Here is a 14,421-nt window from a genome sequence, read left to right on the forward strand (position 1 = left end):
TCGTATTACAGGCGAAGGCGAAAGAAGGTGATGATTTCAATCATGATCCCTGGCGAAGAGGATTTGATACGACAAGCGCAGTTAGGAGATGCTGCTGCCATGGCGCTGCTGTTCAAGCAGCATTACTCCTTCCTTTATAAATATTTGCTGAAAGTGACGATGGACCCGATGCTTGCCGAAGATACCGCGCAGGATACCATCGTTCGATGCATGGAGAATATGAACCGTTACAACGGGACTTCGTCCTTCTCCTCTTGGATGATTACCATTGCTACCCGTTTGTTCATCGATAATACCCGGCGAAAGAAACGGGAGAAGAAATGGCTGGAGCAGGAGGCGGTTCAATCGGCAAGGCGGATGCGCTGGCAGATGGAGCGGCGGGGAGAAGACTGGACGGATATGCTGGATGGATTGTCCCGATTATCCGAGGATCATCGGATTGCCATCCTGCTGAAGCACTATTACGGCTACAGCTACGAGGAAATCGGAACGATGCTCGGCATTCCCGAAGGAACGGTGAAATCGCGGACCGCCTACGGCGTTAAACAGCTGCGAAAGGAGATGGGTGACGATGGTCAGAGGACCTGAACATGAGGATGAAAAATGGATTGAAGAATTGAACCAGGAAATGAAGCGGGTGGATCAATTGTTTGAAGATGCGCCATCCCCATCCCTGGAAGGGCTGCATGCGTTGGCCGTTCATACCTTGGAACGCAAACGGAAGCGGATGAAATACGAGTTGCTTCTCTTTCTTCTGGTTGCGCTCTTTATCGTCGGCGGGGGATTGATGGCTGCCTTGGCAGCGCCGATGATCCTGCTGTTTATTCACGGGTTCGGCATGGTCGCGGGGATTTCCGTTCTTGTATTTTCCAAGAGTCTGAGATCTGCCGGAAAGAAGGGAATCCGATGAATGAAGTGAACGAGAGCCCGCTGGCAGTGATCGTCCTTGCCGTTGTGCTAGTGCTGATCCAAGGGACATGGCTTTTCCTGGATGCAAGGAAGCGGGGGCTTGGCAAGATGGCTTGGTTCTGGGGGATATGGGGGTCTACGACGATGCCGTTGCCGCTGCTCTTTTACTGGATATTCGTCATTCGTAAAGACGGCAGCGGGTCTTAAGCTTCTTTATTAAAATATGGAACATGGGGGATTGTTATGGATATTAACTGGGGATTGATCTGGCCGATTCTTGCACTGCAAGCGATTCTTGCGGTCACGGGTCTTCTATCTTTGTTTCGGGCAGAGCCGGCAAACATACGTGGGCCGAGATGGATGTGGGTGTTGATTATATTGCTGGGTAACATTCTTGGCAGCATTGCTTATTTTATTGCGGGGAGGCGAGAGGCTTGACGGAGAAACTTCTTAGCATTCACGAACTGACCAAAAGCATCGGAAGCATCATGCCGGTTAAAGGCATCTCGTTTGAATTGAAGCGCGGAGGCTGTACGGCACTGCTGGGACCGAACGGCGCAGGGAAGACGACAACGCTGCGAATGCTGGCAGGATTGATTCCTCCGACCCGGGGCGAGATCCGATATGGATCGGGAGATGGCCATACGGACAGTTGGCGTCACCGGATTGGTTACTTGCCGCAGTATCCGAAGTTTTATAGCTGGATGTCAGGTATGGAATATTTGTCGTTTAGCGCCAAGCTGTCGGGATTATCCGGAAAAGAGGCCCTTCGGCGAAGTCGGGAAGTGATCGAGATGGTGGGCCTGCAGCAGGCTGCCAAACGCCGGATATCCGGTTATTCCGGCGGAATGAAGCAGCGGCTTGGCATCGCACAGGCGCTTGTGCACGAGCCGGAGCTGATCATGCTGGACGAGCCGGTATCGGCGCTGGACCCGATCGGACGCCGGGAGGTTATGGACCTGCTCGACCGCCTGCGGGGGGAAGTCACCGTCCTGTTCTCGACCCATGTGCTTCATGATGCGGAAGAAATTTGCGATGACATGATACTGATGGTAGACGGGGAGATTGCGGAGAAGGGCGCGCTTAGCGAACTACGCACGAAATACCGCCAGCCGGTCTTATCGATTGATGTTGAACCGGGGGAGCGGGAAGTTGCTTGGCTCGACAGTCTCGCGAACCGTCCTTATGTGCAAGAGATCGAGCTCGGCAAACGCGGCGCCAAGCTGATGGTGACGGATATGAAGGTGGCGCGTGCCGCTTTGATCCAAGAGCTTGCCGACGGCGGAATCGAGCTGCTTCGTTTTGAAGCCGGCACGTCTACGCTCGAGGATATGTTTATGAAGGTGGTGGGCTCATGAAGCCGTTCTGGATCTATTATCAAAAAGAGATGCTTGAGTCCGGCCGGACCTATAAATGGATTTGGGTCCCCGCCGTTTTTCTGCTGCTTGGCATTATGCAGCCGGTATCGACCTATTATTTGCCGGAAATCCTGACCATGGCCGGAGAAGTGCCGCCGGAAGCGGCGGCGTTATTTACCGTCCCGTCCGCCGAGAGCGTGATGGCGTCAGCCTTAAGCCAGTTCAGCGTCATCGGCCTGCTGGTGCTTGTGCTTGCGGGGATGAACACGGTAGCTGGGGAAAGGGCCACCGGCACGGCTGAGCTTGTTCTTGCCCGCTCGGTATCCACGATTCCCATGATGGCTGCCAAATGGGCCGCCATGATGACTTTGGTAGCCGCATCCTTTGCGCTTGGGCTTGGCGGCGCAGCGTATTATACGCATCTGCTCATCGGTCCCTTGGAATGGGGAGCGGTGGCCAGCGGCGGGGGATTGTATGTCGTATGGCTGGCTTGGATCGTAACGCTTGCCCTGCCGCTCGGCGCCGTCCTCCGCGGCCCTGCCGCTGCTTTCATCAGCTTGGCGGTGGCCGGCGCGCTTTCGCTCTTGTCCGGTTTGCTGCCCTCCCGCCTTCAATGGAACCCGGGCCGATTAAGCAGCATGGCCGCGGAGCGGATTGTCGGCGAAGTGAGCAGCGTCTGGTCTCCGATCATCGTGGCGATACTGCTCATGGTGCTGTCGATTATCGTTGCCGCGAGGCTGCTCAGACGGAGCCCATTGTCCCCGCAATCCTAGTTTCCATGGGAGATTCAGGTTTTATCTGAATCACATGGACATCTCTATCTTTTTTTAGTAGACTATGAAGATAAGAAAACGGCAATCGACTTACTTTTCGGAAGACAGACCGCATATAGCGGAAGTTTTCTGGGGAAATAAGGATGATTAGCTGTAGAAGTTTATACTTTCTTATCGTTTGAAAAAGGATAGACAACTCAGGAGGTAGACGATGCTGCGTTTAGGGGAAAAGATCACAATCGTTGCGGATGCCTTTGAGCAGAATCTTCCAATCGGTCAATACGGCTATATCATCGCGTATGACCGAAATCCGGACAATGCGTTCGATTACGTCATTCGGATTCCGAGCCTCAACCGTAATTTTTTTGTTCCGGCGGATGATGTAGAGCTGGAATCAATCGTGTTGAAACAGGAAGCCGAGCGGGTCGAGCGGGAAGCGCTCATCGATTTCGCCCTGTCGACATATAATGAGAAGCTGTTTCGTCAAGTGATGAACGGCGAGTTGGAAAGTGTTGAAGAGGAAGAGGAAACCAAGGAAGCAATGTCCCAGGCGGACTTCATCAAACAGGTGAATCTTCGCGCTTGGATCTAGGAGAGTCGGCTGAGGCCGACTCTTTTTTGAAGTGACGGGCAAGCAGTTCCTGAGAGTTCCGCGCTTCAAGCCATTGGATTGAATCTTCCATGCTTCTACAATATAATGAGAAAAGTTATCGAGACAGACTTTACCCCTTTAACTGGATGGGGGCATGAAGGAGGACGCAAAGCCATGAGCATTACCGATAAGGATGTTCAGCATGTAGCGAAGCTGGCCCGATTAAATTTGACGCCTGAAGAAGAGCAGATGTTTACCGGCCAACTGAATGCGATTTTACAATATGCCGAGAAATTAAACGAATTGGATACGGACGGCGTTGAGCCGACTACGCACGTGCTGCACCTCAGCAATGTCATGCGGGAAGACGAAGTGCGCGAGAGCCTGCCGATCGAGAAAGTGCTGCTCAACGCACCGGATGAAGAAGACGATCAAATTAAAGTACCTGCTGTTTTGGAATAGCCTGGAGGGAGGATACACACTTGAGTCTGTTTGATTACAAGTTATCGGAGATACATAATAAGCTGCAGAATAAGGAGCTTTCCGTAACCGATCTGGTCGACCAAGCGTTTACCCGTATTTCCGAACGTGAGGATCGGGTAAAGGCATTTATTACGCTGGACGAGGAAGGCGCGCGTACATCGGCCAAGGCTTTGGACGACAAGCTGGCTGCTGGGGAGACGCGCGGACTGTTGTTCGGACTTCCTGTCGGAATTAAGGACAATATCGTAACGGAAGGGCTTCGCACCACATGCGCAAGTCAGTTTCTGTCTAACTTCACGCCGGTTTACGATGCGACGGTTGTCGGCAAATTGCGCGCGGCGGACACCGTAACGATCGGTAAGCTGAACATGGATGAATTTGCAATGGGAGGCTCCAATGAGAACTCCAGCTTTTATCCCGTGCGCAACCCCTGGGACCTGGACCGGGTACCAGGCGGATCGAGCGGCGGCTCGGCTGCGGCCGTAGCTGCCGGCGAAGCTTACTTCGCGCTGGGCTCGGATACCGGCGGCTCCATTCGGCAGCCGGCTTCTTACTGCGGCGTCGTGGGACTTAAGCCGACCTACGGACTCGTATCCCGGTTTGGCCTTGTCGCCTTCGCTTCATCGCTGGACCAGATCGGGCCTTTGACGAAAAACGTAGAAGATTCTGCCTATGTCCTGCAAGCCATCGCCGGTTATGACCCGATGGATTCGACATCCGCCAAAGTGGACGTGCCTGACTATGTGAGCGCGTTGTCCGGAGACGTTGCCGGCCTGCGCATCGCCGTTCCTAAAGAATATCTGGGCGAAGGCGTTGACGCCGAAGTGAAGGAAACCGTCCTGAATGCGCTGAAGGTGCTTGAATCGCTGGGCGCTACCTGGGACGAAGTTTCCCTGCCGCATACCGATTATGCGGTCGCTACGTATTATCTGCTTGCTTCTTCGGAGGCTTCCTCGAATCTGGCCCGCTTTGACGGCGTACGTTATGGCGTTCGTTCCGACAATGCAGGCAGTTTGATCGACCTGTATCATGAATCCCGCAGCCAAGGCTTCGGCGATGAGGTGAAACGCCGCATCATGCTGGGGACTTACGCGCTTAGCTCGGGCTATTACGACGCCTATTATTTGAAGGCTCAGAAAGCCCGCACCCTTATCAAGCAGGACTTCGATAAAGTATTCGAGCAATATGATGTCATCATCGGACCAACGGCTCCGACTACGGCTTTCAAGCTGGGGACGCAGGTCGATGATCCGCTGACGATGTATTTGAACGATATCCTGACGATTCCTGTCAGCCTGGCGGGAGTGCCGGCAGTAAGCGTCCCTTGCGGATTCGCGGACGGACTGCCCGTAGGAATGCAAATTATCGGGAAAGCCTTTGATGAGTCGACCGTGCTGCGCGTTGCGCATGCCTACGAGCAGAATACAGATCATCATAAACGGCGCCCTGAACTGTAAACCGGCGGCAGAGAAGGAGGGAAACAATCGATGTCTACATCAAAATATGAAACGGTTATCGGATTGGAAGTTCACGTAGAGCTGCATACCCATTCCAAAATTTTTTGCGGCTGCTCCACTGCGTTCGGAGCTCCGCCGAACACGCATACATGTCCCATCTGCCTTGGCCATCCCGGCGTTCTGCCCGTATTGAACCGCCAGGCTGTGGAATATGCCATAAAGGCTGCCATGGCGCTGAACTGCACCATCGGCGATGTCAGCAAATTCGACCGCAAGAACTATTTCTACCCGGATTCCCCGAAAGCATACCAGATTTCCCAGTACGATCAGCCGATCGGCGAAAACGGCTGGATCGATATTGAGGTGGACGGGAAGACGAAGCGGATCGGCATTACCCGCCTGCACCTGGAGGAAGATGCCGGCAAGCTCACGCATGTCGACGGAGGTTATGCATCGCTGGTCGACTTTAACCGGGTCGGAACGCCGCTCGTTGAGATCGTGTCCGAACCGGAGATCTCAACGCCGGAGGAAGCCAAGGCTTACTTGGAGAAAATGCGGGCGATTATGCAGTATTGCGACGTATCCGACGTGAAGATGGAAGAGGGCTCGCTTCGCTGCGACGCCAACATCAGCCTTCGTCCATGGGGACAGAAGGAATTCGGAACGAAAGCCGAGCTGAAGAACATGAACTCCTTCCGCGGCGTGCAGCGCGGATTGGAATATGAGCAGTTCCGTCAAGCGGAAATCCTTGATGAAGGCGGCGTGATCGTACAGGAAACGCGGCGCTGGGACGAAGCCCAGGCGAAGACCTTCTCCATGCGAGGCAAGGAGCAGGCGCACGACTACCGCTATTTCCCGGACCCGGATCTGGTATCGGTGCATATCAGCGAAGAGTGGAAAGAGGCGGTTCGCGCGACGATCCCCGAGCTTCCGGATGCCCGCAAGGCCCGCTATGCTTCCGAGTACGGCTTGCCGGACTATGATGCTGCGGTCATTACGTCATCCAAGCTGCTCGCCGACTTTTTTGAGGACAGCTTGAACTACACGAAGGATGCCAAATCCGTATCCAACTGGATCATGGGCGATCTGCTGGGTTATTTGAACTCGAACAATCTGGAGCTGTCTGAAGTGAAGATTACGGGCCAAGGCTTGGGCGAGATGATCGGCTTGATCGAAAAGGGGACCATCAGCAGCAAAATCGCGAAAACCGTCTTTAAGGAGATGCTGGAAAGCGGCAAGCTGCCTGCGCAAATCGTTGAGGAAAAGGGACTTGTCCAAATCAGCGATGAAGGTGCGATCAAAGGCATCGTCGAGCAGGTGGTCGCGAACAATCCGCAATCCGTGGAGGATTACAAGGCAGGCAAACAGAAGGCGATCGGCTTCCTGGTTGGTCAAGTGATGAAAGAGAGCAAAGGGAAAGCCAACCCGGCCCTCGCCAACAAACTGCTGGTTGAGGTGCTGAACGGATAATTAAACGATCCGGGGGTTTCCTCGAATCATGTTTTTAGAAGATGTGGAGCTTGTCCCGAAATCGGGGCAAGTTCCTTTTTAAGATATCAGAAAGTATGAACTTCGGAGAGGCTGCTGCCTGATATCGCCAGAAAAGATACCGTAAAACGCGGTCTGTCTTCTTTGAGAGCACGCCGATGATTTTTTTCTTACAATAACTCGGTTAGGGGATGAACGGATGATTAAGGAACTATCCTTGGAGGATCGGGATACCGTACAGCAGATCTGGAGCCTGCAGCACATGGCGTACCCTTTGGAAGCCGAATTGATCGGATTCTCCGAAATTCCTCCGCTGCTGGACACCTTTGAGACGATCCGTGCGAGCGGGGAAACCTTTATAGGTTATATAAATGAAGAAGGGGATCTCATCGGAGCCATAGCGGTGGAGCCCGAAGTGGATCAGGTTACCATATCGCGGATGATGGTCCATCCCGGTCATTTTCGCAAGGGCATCGCGGGGAGTTTAATTCGCCATGTATTGGAATGCTACAAGGAGGCGCCGATGTTCACGGTCTCGACAGGGACGCGCAATACGCCGGCGGTGACCTTGTACGAGAAATTCGGGTTCGTGAGGGACCATGCATTCGAGGTTGCTCCGGGCGTGGAATTGACCGAGTTTCATCTTCATAAACAATGAATGATATCGCAATTCGACAGACGTGACGTGAGGGGAGTATCGTTCTTTTGACTAATCCTTGGGTGATAGATAATGTATCCATATTATTACGATTGCTGCTGGCTATGCTCCTTGGCGGCTTGATCGGTTTTGAACGGGAGCGTTCCAACCATGCTGCAGGACTTCGCACGCATATATTGGTATGCTTGGGTTCTACACTTATTATGCTGTTATCCATTTACGGTTTCTCCGATTTCGTAGACGAGATTAACGTTAGGATTGACCCTGCGCGCTTGGCAACGGCCGTCATTACAGGGATCGGTTTCTTGGGTGCCGGCACCATTTTGTTTACAGGCAAATCCATTACCGGATTAACGACCGCCGCGTCCATCTGGGTTGTGGGCGCCGTGGGGCTTGCCGTAGGGGCCGGGTTTTATTTTGCGTCGATTGTATCCACGGTGCTGATCCTTCTGAACCTGGTGGTCTTTAATAAGCTGGAGCAGCGGTACATCCGCGGCAGCAAACTGCATTTGATCACGCTGCATGCGGCGAATACGCCGAATATTTTGGATGACATATCGGCAGTTCTGGAGGAGCAGGAATTCGTGATCAAGAAGCTCGTCGTAAACGAGCGGAGCAATGCGGCATACGGGGAATTGCAGCCTGCGGTCCTAGGACTCGAAATTTCGCTGCAAGTCTTGACCGATCGTAAATTCGAACCGATGGAGATCACCCGGCGATTGCGGGGAATCGGCCACGTAACGATGGTAACGGCTGAATAACCGGCTTCCATCATCATAACCAAACGGCATCTGCTGAATTACCGGCAGGGCCGTTTTTTTGCAGGCTTATCAGCTTCTCCTGAACGGCCTATCCAGTTTTTTGCCAGTTACTTCGGCTTCGCATTGGGGTACTATCAAAGAAAAACATCGGTAAACAACGCCAGTCCCTTGATGTTTGGAAGGAGGCGAGAAGGTTATGAATCCAACCACCGAAACGCAATCCGCAGTCCGCAAGAAAAAAAGGCGCTCGATTCGGATGAAGCGGCATCCCGGACTTCAGCGAAAAAGACGGAAACTCTACGCGCTTTTATTAGCCGCTCTCATTCCAGGTCTGGGTCATCTGTACCTCGGCATGTACCGTAAGGGAATCACGTTCATCATGCTGCTGCTGCTGGATATATCGGCGCTTCTATATTTCTCTTCCATCGGCATGCAGATCAACGTTCCGCTGCTTGTCGTGCTGGGGCTTCTGATTCCGGTCGGTTATTTCTATAACGTGTATGACGTGCTGCAGGCAGCCGAATATATTATTTCCCGAAAAAGACGCGGCGAGGCAGCCGCTGCTTCCGGAGGTGACGGAAGAGGGAACGGGGCTAATCATCTGTTCCGCGGCGAACGGGGAATCGCCTTTGGCTTGATGCTGGTTGTTACCGGGTCCCTGCTCATTTTGTTTCACCAGAAGCCGCCTTGGCTGCAGCAGGGAATTCGCGACTACGGTGCGGAGGCCTCCGCCATCGTGCTCATCGTTATCGGGATTTGGGCCGGGATCCGGGAAGCTCTCAGGCATCATAAAGACAAGAGAAAATCCCTATAGTACACGTACAGCGGCACATGGGTGAAAGCCGAGTAATCAGACGAGGGGAGGAGACGGATGAAACACAAAATCAGAGTTGGGCGATATACGGCCGCCTTGCTGCTTGTCAGTACGGGCGCATTGCTGCTGCTTGACGAGTGGAGAGGGACGGATTATATATTCATGCTCCAGCGTTGGTGGCCGCTGCTGTTTATCCTGCTCGGCGTTGAATATATAGTCAGGTATACGCTGTCCCGCGCCCTGGGCCGTCGTAGGGAATTTCGGTTTCGGCCGGATATTCGGGGAATTCTGCTGGCAGTCGCCGTTACGGCGTCCGTATTCGTGATTTCCCAGCAGGAGCATTTCCTTCATCTCTGGAACCGGGTGAGCCTGAATTTGACGGCAGCGGGCGTGGATTACAGCGAAGCTGAAGATAACCGGTTCCAGAAGCCGGCACTGGATATACCGGTGGAGCTCGATACCGAGAAGATCATCGTTGATCACTTGAATGGAGATATCTCCATCACGCGGCAGGATGTCGACGATATCCGGGTGGAAGCGGTAGTGTGGGTCGACCGAGAGCAGCCCGGTGTAGCGGAGGCGATCGCCGAGCAGTCGACGATCGAGGTGGGGGAAGGCAAGACGATCACGATTCGGTCCAAGGGAAAAGCCTATGGAGAATCGGGTAAACGGCAGCCCCGAATGAATTTGAATATCGCGGTCCCGGATGATCGCCGGTTCAATTTTGAGATACGGACGATGAACGGAGCGATTACCTTAAACCGCGTAGAGGCGATTGAGAATATTTTGCTGGAGAGCGGGAATGGACCCATCACGATGGATCGGGTCTACGGGAATGTCACAGGCAAAACGCTGAACGGTGAAATGACCGCGCGCGGCGTTATCGGTAATATTAAAATGTCCACCAACCGCGGGAATATGCTGGCCGTCGACATCACGGGCGAGACCGACTTGACCACGCAAGTAGGAAACATGACGGTCAAACGAACGACGGATCATATCCGGGTCCAGACGAGGAACGGCAATATTCTGATCAGCGGCGCGGAGTCGCAATTAAGCGCCGAGTCCCTTAATGGCGGAGTAGCCATTCGTTCCCCTCGGATCGGAGGCGATTGGAATGTATATAGCGCGGTTGGAGAGATGAATCTTCACGTTCCTCTCGAGGGCGATTACAAGCTTGAAGGGACGATTAGTTACGGAAGAATTCTGACCACGCTGCCTAATCTTAAGATCGAGCAGAAAACCATTTTCGGGGAATCCGGCACCGGCGAGCATTCCATTCGCATTGAAGGCAACAGTAACCTGAACATTTACCGGAGCTACCCGGAACAGGAGGAAGGCCGGAACAGCGGGGGCTGGACGCCTCTGCCGGATTGACAACAATCCAAGAAACGCCGTACAATAAAGCGTAAGAGCGATCTAAGCTTTGTAAAAACCAGTTAAACTTGAAGGCGGTGGGCAACCATGGGAACGTCCGTACAGCATGCGCTGGAACAACTGAAAACGACCGGTGTCCGAATCACGCCGCAACGTCATGCGATTTTAACGTATTTGGTGGAATCTATGGGCCATCCGACAGCGGATGATATTTATCGGGCTCTGGAACCTAATTTTCCTAGTATGAGCGTAGCCACAGTATATAACAATTTAAAAATGTTTATTGAAGCCGGCATGGTGCGTGAGCTGACGTACGGAGACAATTCGAGTCGCTTTGACGCCAACGTCTCCGACCATCATCATGTCATCTGTCAAAGTTGCGGCAAAATCGAGGATTTCAGCTATCCGTCCCTCGAAGATGTGGGAGTGCAGGCTGAGAAAAGCACCGGATTTGAAGTAAAGGGACTGAGAATGGAGCTGTATGGGCTCTGCAAGTCCTGCCAATAGACGCCGGTTGTTATAGATGATGAACGTGCGGAATGAACCATTCCACACGTTTTTATTTTTAAGGGCTTATTTTTTCGCGACGGTATTGGGGCGATTTGGCGAAAGTGAAATGGGGGAGCAGTTTGGCAAGAAGAAGATATCGGGGAAAAAAGAGGCGTACAAACAGAAGCTCTTTTTATCTGGGGCTGATGCTGATTGCGGCGGGGGTCTGGTGGGTTGTCACCACGTTGTTTCCGAACCAGACCTATACCGAACCGGACTGGCGCGGAATGGACAAGCCGATTTTCGTTCAGGGCGAATTGAAGGAGCATCCTGCTCTGGGGTCTGGCGAAGAGCTGCTGCTGCCGATCACGGTGATTCAGGAGAGCGTGGATGCCGACATCCGTTACGAGCAGGAAACGGAATCGATTATTATCACGACTTCCGAATCGGTTTTTCGCATAAAGATGGATAGCACGAAGGGGGAACTGAACGGCAAAACGGTGACCCTGCCTTATGCGCCTGAACTGGTTAACGGCATTGCTTACGTTCCGCTGAAGCCGCTCAAACAGCATTATGGGGTGGCCGTTCACGAAGACTCGGCAACAGGCGCGGTCATTTTGATGCGCGCCGGGGATGCGATTCAGCTTGCGAAGGCCGCTCCCGGTCAACCTGAGGACACCGTGGCTCTGCGCGAGAGCGGGGAGAAGAAGTCCCCGATCGTACTGGACATGCCGGCCGGCGAGCGGCTTCGGGTATGGCGCGAAGAGGGGGGATGGTTATTCGTTCAGGCGGATAACGGGTATACGGGATATGTTCTTAAAGAGCAGATCGAGCTTGGGGAACTGAAAGAAATTCCGGCTCTGAAGCAGACCCCTTCGCGGGCTGAGCTGGAATGGAAGAACAAGTCGGTCAACCTGGTATGGGAAGCCGTTTACACCAAGAATCCAAGCACGGATAGCATTGGCGAACTGCCCGGGGTCAACGTGGTCAGTCCGACCTGGTTCAGCATCGTGGACGGAGAAGGAACGGTCAAGTCCAAAGCGGTTAAGCAGTATGTGAGTTGGGCGCATAACAGGAACAAGGAAGTTTGGGGTCTTATGGACAACAGCTTCGACCCTGACCTGACAACCGAAGCGCTGTCTACGTTCGATAGAAGATCCCATATCATCGAACAGATGCTGGCTTATGCCAAGCAATACAATCTTGACGGTATCAATATCGACTTTGAAAATGTCTACACCAAGGATAAAGATCATGTCGTACAATTCGTGCGGGAAATGAAGCCGCTGGCCAAAGCCAGAGGTTTGATTGTGTCCATCGACGTTACGCCCAAATCGAACAGCGAGATGTGGTCGCTCTTTCTCGACCGGAAACGACTTGGCGAAACCGTTGATTACATGATGGTGATGGCCTACGACGAGCACTGGGCCACCAGTCCGAAAGCGGGATCGGTCTCCTCATTGCCATGGGCTGAGCAGTCGGTAAGGCGAATCCTGGAAGAGGATGCAGTACCGCCATCCAAGCTGGTGTTGGGCGTACCGTTATATACAAGGGTCTGGACGGAAACGAGCGAAGCGGGAGAGACGAAGGTTTCCTCCAAAGCGATTGGTATGGAGAAGCTGCAAGCCCTGCTGAAGGAGCAGAAGGTGAAAGGCTCGCTGGATGCCGGGACCGGACAGAATTATGTCCAATTCACGGAGGGAGAGTCCATTAAGAAGATATGGATGGAAGACGGCACTTCATTGCAATCCCGGGTCAAAATGGCCAAAAAGCTGGAGCTTGGCGGCATTGCTTCCTGGAATCGAAGCTTTGCCGTCCCGGAAACCTGGCATGTTCTTAAGACGATACACGATTAGGAATCCATGAACTTATCATTCTTATCCTAAACACAAAGAACCCGGTTATCCTCGCGATAACCGGGTTCTTTGTGTTTAGTCGTCTTAAGCGTTGCGAATCCTACATATAAGCAGGTTCTGCAAATCCTTGTCAGGATTTGATCTGCTGGGCTTCAAGCTCTTCTGCTGTGATGTTGGCTTGGCTTGGATCCAGCGTCAAAATCGTATGGCAGAACATGCAGCGGTCGGTTTTGCCCAGCATTTTGGTCAGCTTATTGCACTCCGGGCACTGGATTTGGACGGCGCTCGTGGACAGCATGCCTGCCCAAAAGTAAATGCCGAGACTTCCCAGCATCATAATCAGGCCAAACACCAATCCGATACCGGCAAATATTTTGCCTGCTTGTCCAAAGAATACGATACCGGCCGTGCCAAGCACCATAAGGCCCATGCCGAGCATTGTCAGCAGCAATCCCCATGTGCGGAAGGCGTTGATTTTTGCATTCTTAAAGATCATGCTCGAAAACTCCTGTCCATTCAAATAGTTGTTTATGGAATAAGGCGAAACAAGAAATGAAATCTTGAATTCCGTTTGTCATCTTATAAGATCTTATCTCCTAAAAGAAGGAACTTACATGGACATGTAGAATTACATTATAACTGAAATGGCTGAAATTCGCCAAGGAATGTATGGAGGGAAACGTGGAATTAACCAACTTTTCTTTTTATTATGGAAATACGGTTGATGAGGAAGCTGTAGGAGCGATAGCATACCGTAATTCGGACAAAATGCAGCGAGGATCACTAGTTCACGATTTTGAGGTCAATATTGTTGTCGTGTATGACGGAACGCCTGATGAGCCTCCCATCCAGCATTCTATCGTAGGCGGGGAACGCTGTCAGGTGTTAAGCATCGGCTTGGACGAATTGCATCGGGAGCTCCTGAGGGGCACGCACAAAGTACTGATCAAATGCCTCCTGGAAGGGGATGTCATAAAAGACAATCAAGATCGCCTTTCCAATCTGCGGCGAGATTTCCTCAGGTTCGCAGAACCGTTCCGGGAGCAAAAATTGTTTATAGGCTTTGCCCACTTCCTGCAAAAGTACATGGATGCCAAGATGCTTTTGAAGGAGGAGCGGGTGCTGGATGCTTACCATACTCTATTGGAAGGTCTGCACCATTGGGGCGAGCTGGAGCTGATCGAGCGGGGGATTCATCCGGAATCGGCGGTCTGGGAGCAGATTACAGGATTAAACACGCCTGTACGCAAGTTATATGAAGAGCTTACGGTCAGCACGGAAACGCTGGGACAACGGGTAGAGCTGGCCTTGCTTGCCTATGAATTCTCGATGATATCCAAGCTGGAGAGTTCTTCTGCGCTATTGCTCCGCATATTAAGAAGCCGTCGGAATCCTTGGACGATACA

General features: G+C 52.6%; 18 protein-coding genes (1 of these 18 cut by a window edge). 17 read left to right on the forward strand and 1 reads right to left on the reverse strand.

The genetic code is table 11. The annotated features are described in order from the left end of the window. The first annotated feature begins 30 nt into the window (after window positions 1-30). The 16 genes from sigY (at window position 31) to JNUCC32_RS29305 (ending at window position 13,015) form a co-directional block, all read left to right on the forward strand. Window positions 31-588 (forward strand): RNA polymerase sigma factor SigY, encoded by a 558-nt coding sequence (gene sigY, locus JNUCC32_RS29230; protein WP_096776962.1) that lies wholly within the window; start codon window positions 31-33, stop codon window positions 586-588. Then, complete coding sequence (locus JNUCC32_RS29235) at window positions 572-910, forward strand: YxlC family protein (RefSeq protein ID WP_015737461.1); 339 nt, start codon at window positions 572-574, stop codon at window positions 908-910. Before sigY ends, JNUCC32_RS29235 begins: the two co-directional genes overlap by 17 nt. Next, window positions 907-1,116 carry a hypothetical protein gene (locus JNUCC32_RS29240; protein ID WP_192570571.1) on the forward strand — a complete coding sequence of 70 codons (210 nt, stop codon included), beginning with the start codon at window positions 907-909 and terminating at the stop codon, window positions 1,114-1,116. The genes JNUCC32_RS29235 and JNUCC32_RS29240 overlap by 4 nt, the downstream gene beginning before the upstream one ends. Before the next feature lie 36 nt (window positions 1,117-1,152). Then, entirely contained in the window at window positions 1,153-1,347 is a 195-nt protein-coding gene (locus tag JNUCC32_RS29245; protein ID WP_009594094.1) for a PLDc N-terminal domain-containing protein, read from the forward strand. Next, the gene (locus JNUCC32_RS29250) at window positions 1,344-2,267 is read left to right on the forward strand and encodes an ABC transporter ATP-binding protein (protein WP_192570572.1); all 924 of its coding nucleotides are present in this window, start codon (window positions 1,344-1,346) and stop codon (window positions 2,265-2,267) included. Before JNUCC32_RS29245 ends, JNUCC32_RS29250 begins: the two co-directional genes overlap by 4 nt. Then, window positions 2,264-3,040, forward strand: a complete 777-nt coding sequence (locus tag JNUCC32_RS29255) for a hypothetical protein (RefSeq protein ID WP_096776965.1) — start codon at window positions 2,264-2,266, stop codon at window positions 3,038-3,040. The genes JNUCC32_RS29250 and JNUCC32_RS29255 overlap by 4 nt, the downstream gene beginning before the upstream one ends. Window positions 3,041-3,251: 211 nt before the next feature. Continuing rightward, window positions 3,252-3,632, forward strand: coding sequence for a hypothetical protein (locus tag JNUCC32_RS29260; protein WP_009594088.1), 381 nt, complete (start codon window positions 3,252-3,254; stop codon window positions 3,630-3,632). 174 nt (window positions 3,633-3,806) lie between these two features. After that, window positions 3,807-4,094 (forward strand): Asp-tRNA(Asn)/Glu-tRNA(Gln) amidotransferase subunit GatC, encoded by a 288-nt coding sequence (gene gatC / locus JNUCC32_RS29265; protein ID WP_009594109.1) that lies wholly within the window; start codon window positions 3,807-3,809, stop codon window positions 4,092-4,094. Between the two features lie 20 nt (window positions 4,095-4,114). Then, entirely contained in the window at window positions 4,115-5,572 is a 1,458-nt protein-coding gene (gene gatA / locus JNUCC32_RS29270; protein ID WP_192570573.1) for an Asp-tRNA(Asn)/Glu-tRNA(Gln) amidotransferase subunit GatA, read from the forward strand. Window positions 5,573-5,602: 30 nt separating this feature from the next. Next, a complete protein-coding gene (gatB, locus tag JNUCC32_RS29275) occupies window positions 5,603-7,042 on the forward strand; it encodes an Asp-tRNA(Asn)/Glu-tRNA(Gln) amidotransferase subunit GatB (protein ID WP_192570574.1) in 1,440 nt (479 codons plus the stop codon). 217 nt (window positions 7,043-7,259) lie between these two features. After that, complete coding sequence (locus tag JNUCC32_RS29280) at window positions 7,260-7,718, forward strand: GNAT family N-acetyltransferase (RefSeq protein ID WP_192570575.1); 459 nt, start codon at window positions 7,260-7,262, stop codon at window positions 7,716-7,718. A gap of 47 nt (window positions 7,719-7,765) precedes the next feature. After that, complete coding sequence (locus JNUCC32_RS29285) at window positions 7,766-8,479, forward strand: MgtC/SapB family protein (protein WP_096776970.1); 714 nt, start codon at window positions 7,766-7,768, stop codon at window positions 8,477-8,479. Between the two features lie 196 nt (window positions 8,480-8,675). Beyond that, window positions 8,676-9,293: a hypothetical protein gene (locus JNUCC32_RS29290; RefSeq protein WP_192570576.1), complete on the forward strand. Its 618-nt coding sequence runs from the start codon at window positions 8,676-8,678 to the stop codon at window positions 9,291-9,293. A 57-nt stretch (window positions 9,294-9,350) separates the two neighbouring features. Then, complete coding sequence (locus JNUCC32_RS29295) at window positions 9,351-10,670, forward strand: DUF4097 family beta strand repeat-containing protein (protein WP_192570577.1); 1,320 nt, start codon at window positions 9,351-9,353, stop codon at window positions 10,668-10,670. 87 nt (window positions 10,671-10,757) lie between these two features. Then, window positions 10,758-11,177 carry a peroxide-responsive transcriptional repressor PerR gene (gene perR / locus JNUCC32_RS29300; protein ID WP_009594041.1) on the forward strand — a complete coding sequence of 140 codons (420 nt, stop codon included), beginning with the start codon at window positions 10,758-10,760 and terminating at the stop codon, window positions 11,175-11,177. Between the two features lie 188 nt (window positions 11,178-11,365). Next, a complete protein-coding gene (locus JNUCC32_RS29305; RefSeq protein ID WP_430623475.1) occupies window positions 11,366-13,015 on the forward strand; it encodes a glycosyl hydrolase family 18 protein in 1,650 nt (549 codons plus the stop codon). Window positions 13,016-13,145: 130 nt separating this feature from the next. Here the strand turns inward: JNUCC32_RS29305 and JNUCC32_RS29310 are convergent, their stop codons facing one another. Continuing rightward, on the reverse strand, window positions 13,146-13,511 hold the full coding sequence (locus JNUCC32_RS29310) for a YgzB family protein (protein ID WP_009594056.1): 366 nt from the start codon (window positions 13,509-13,511) through the stop codon (window positions 13,146-13,148). Window positions 13,512-13,696: 185 nt separating this feature from the next. Here JNUCC32_RS29310 and JNUCC32_RS29315 point away from each other — a divergent pair, with 185 nt between their 5' ends. Continuing rightward, window positions 13,697-14,421 carry the 5' portion of a nucleotidyltransferase-like protein gene (locus JNUCC32_RS29315; RefSeq protein ID WP_015737450.1) on the forward strand. Its footprint extends 157 nt past the window's final position, so 725 of the gene's 882 nt are visible here — the first part of the coding sequence; it begins with the start codon at window positions 13,697-13,699; the stop codon falls past the right edge of the window.

The organism is Paenibacillus sp. JNUCC32 (assembly GCF_014863545.1).
GTDB lineage: Bacteria > Bacillota > Bacilli > Paenibacillales > Paenibacillaceae > Paenibacillus_AQ > Paenibacillus_AQ lautus_A.

Coding starts and splice junctions, on each gene's coding strand:
- sigY (WP_096776962.1), top strand. CDS start 31: ATGATTTCAATCATGATCCCTGGCGAAGAGGATTTGATACGACAAGCG.
- perR (WP_009594041.1), top strand. CDS start 10,758: ATGGGAACGTCCGTACAGCATGCGCTGGAACAACTGAAAACGACCGGT.
- JNUCC32_RS29245 (WP_009594094.1), top strand. CDS start 1,153: ATGGATATTAACTGGGGATTGATCTGGCCGATTCTTGCACTGCAAGCG.
- JNUCC32_RS29280 (WP_192570575.1), top strand. CDS start 7,260: ATGATTAAGGAACTATCCTTGGAGGATCGGGATACCGTACAGCAGATC.
- JNUCC32_RS29260 (WP_009594088.1), top strand. CDS start 3,252: ATGCTGCGTTTAGGGGAAAAGATCACAATCGTTGCGGATGCCTTTGAG.
- gatB (WP_192570574.1), top strand. CDS start 5,603: ATGTCTACATCAAAATATGAAACGGTTATCGGATTGGAAGTTCACGTA.
- JNUCC32_RS29295 (WP_192570577.1), top strand. CDS start 9,351: ATGAAACACAAAATCAGAGTTGGGCGATATACGGCCGCCTTGCTGCTT.
- JNUCC32_RS29255 (WP_096776965.1), top strand. CDS start 2,264: ATGAAGCCGTTCTGGATCTATTATCAAAAAGAGATGCTTGAGTCCGGC.
- JNUCC32_RS29240 (WP_192570571.1), top strand. CDS start 907: ATGAATGAAGTGAACGAGAGCCCGCTGGCAGTGATCGTCCTTGCCGTT.
- JNUCC32_RS29290 (WP_192570576.1), top strand. CDS start 8,676: ATGAATCCAACCACCGAAACGCAATCCGCAGTCCGCAAGAAAAAAAGG.
- JNUCC32_RS29310 (WP_009594056.1), bottom strand. CDS start 13,511: ATGATCTTTAAGAATGCAAAAATCAACGCCTTCCGCACATGGGGATTG.
- JNUCC32_RS29235 (WP_015737461.1), top strand. CDS start 572: ATGGTCAGAGGACCTGAACATGAGGATGAAAAATGGATTGAAGAATTG.
- JNUCC32_RS29305 (WP_430623475.1), top strand. CDS start 11,366: ATGCTGATTGCGGCGGGGGTCTGGTGGGTTGTCACCACGTTGTTTCCG.
- gatC (WP_009594109.1), top strand. CDS start 3,807: ATGAGCATTACCGATAAGGATGTTCAGCATGTAGCGAAGCTGGCCCGA.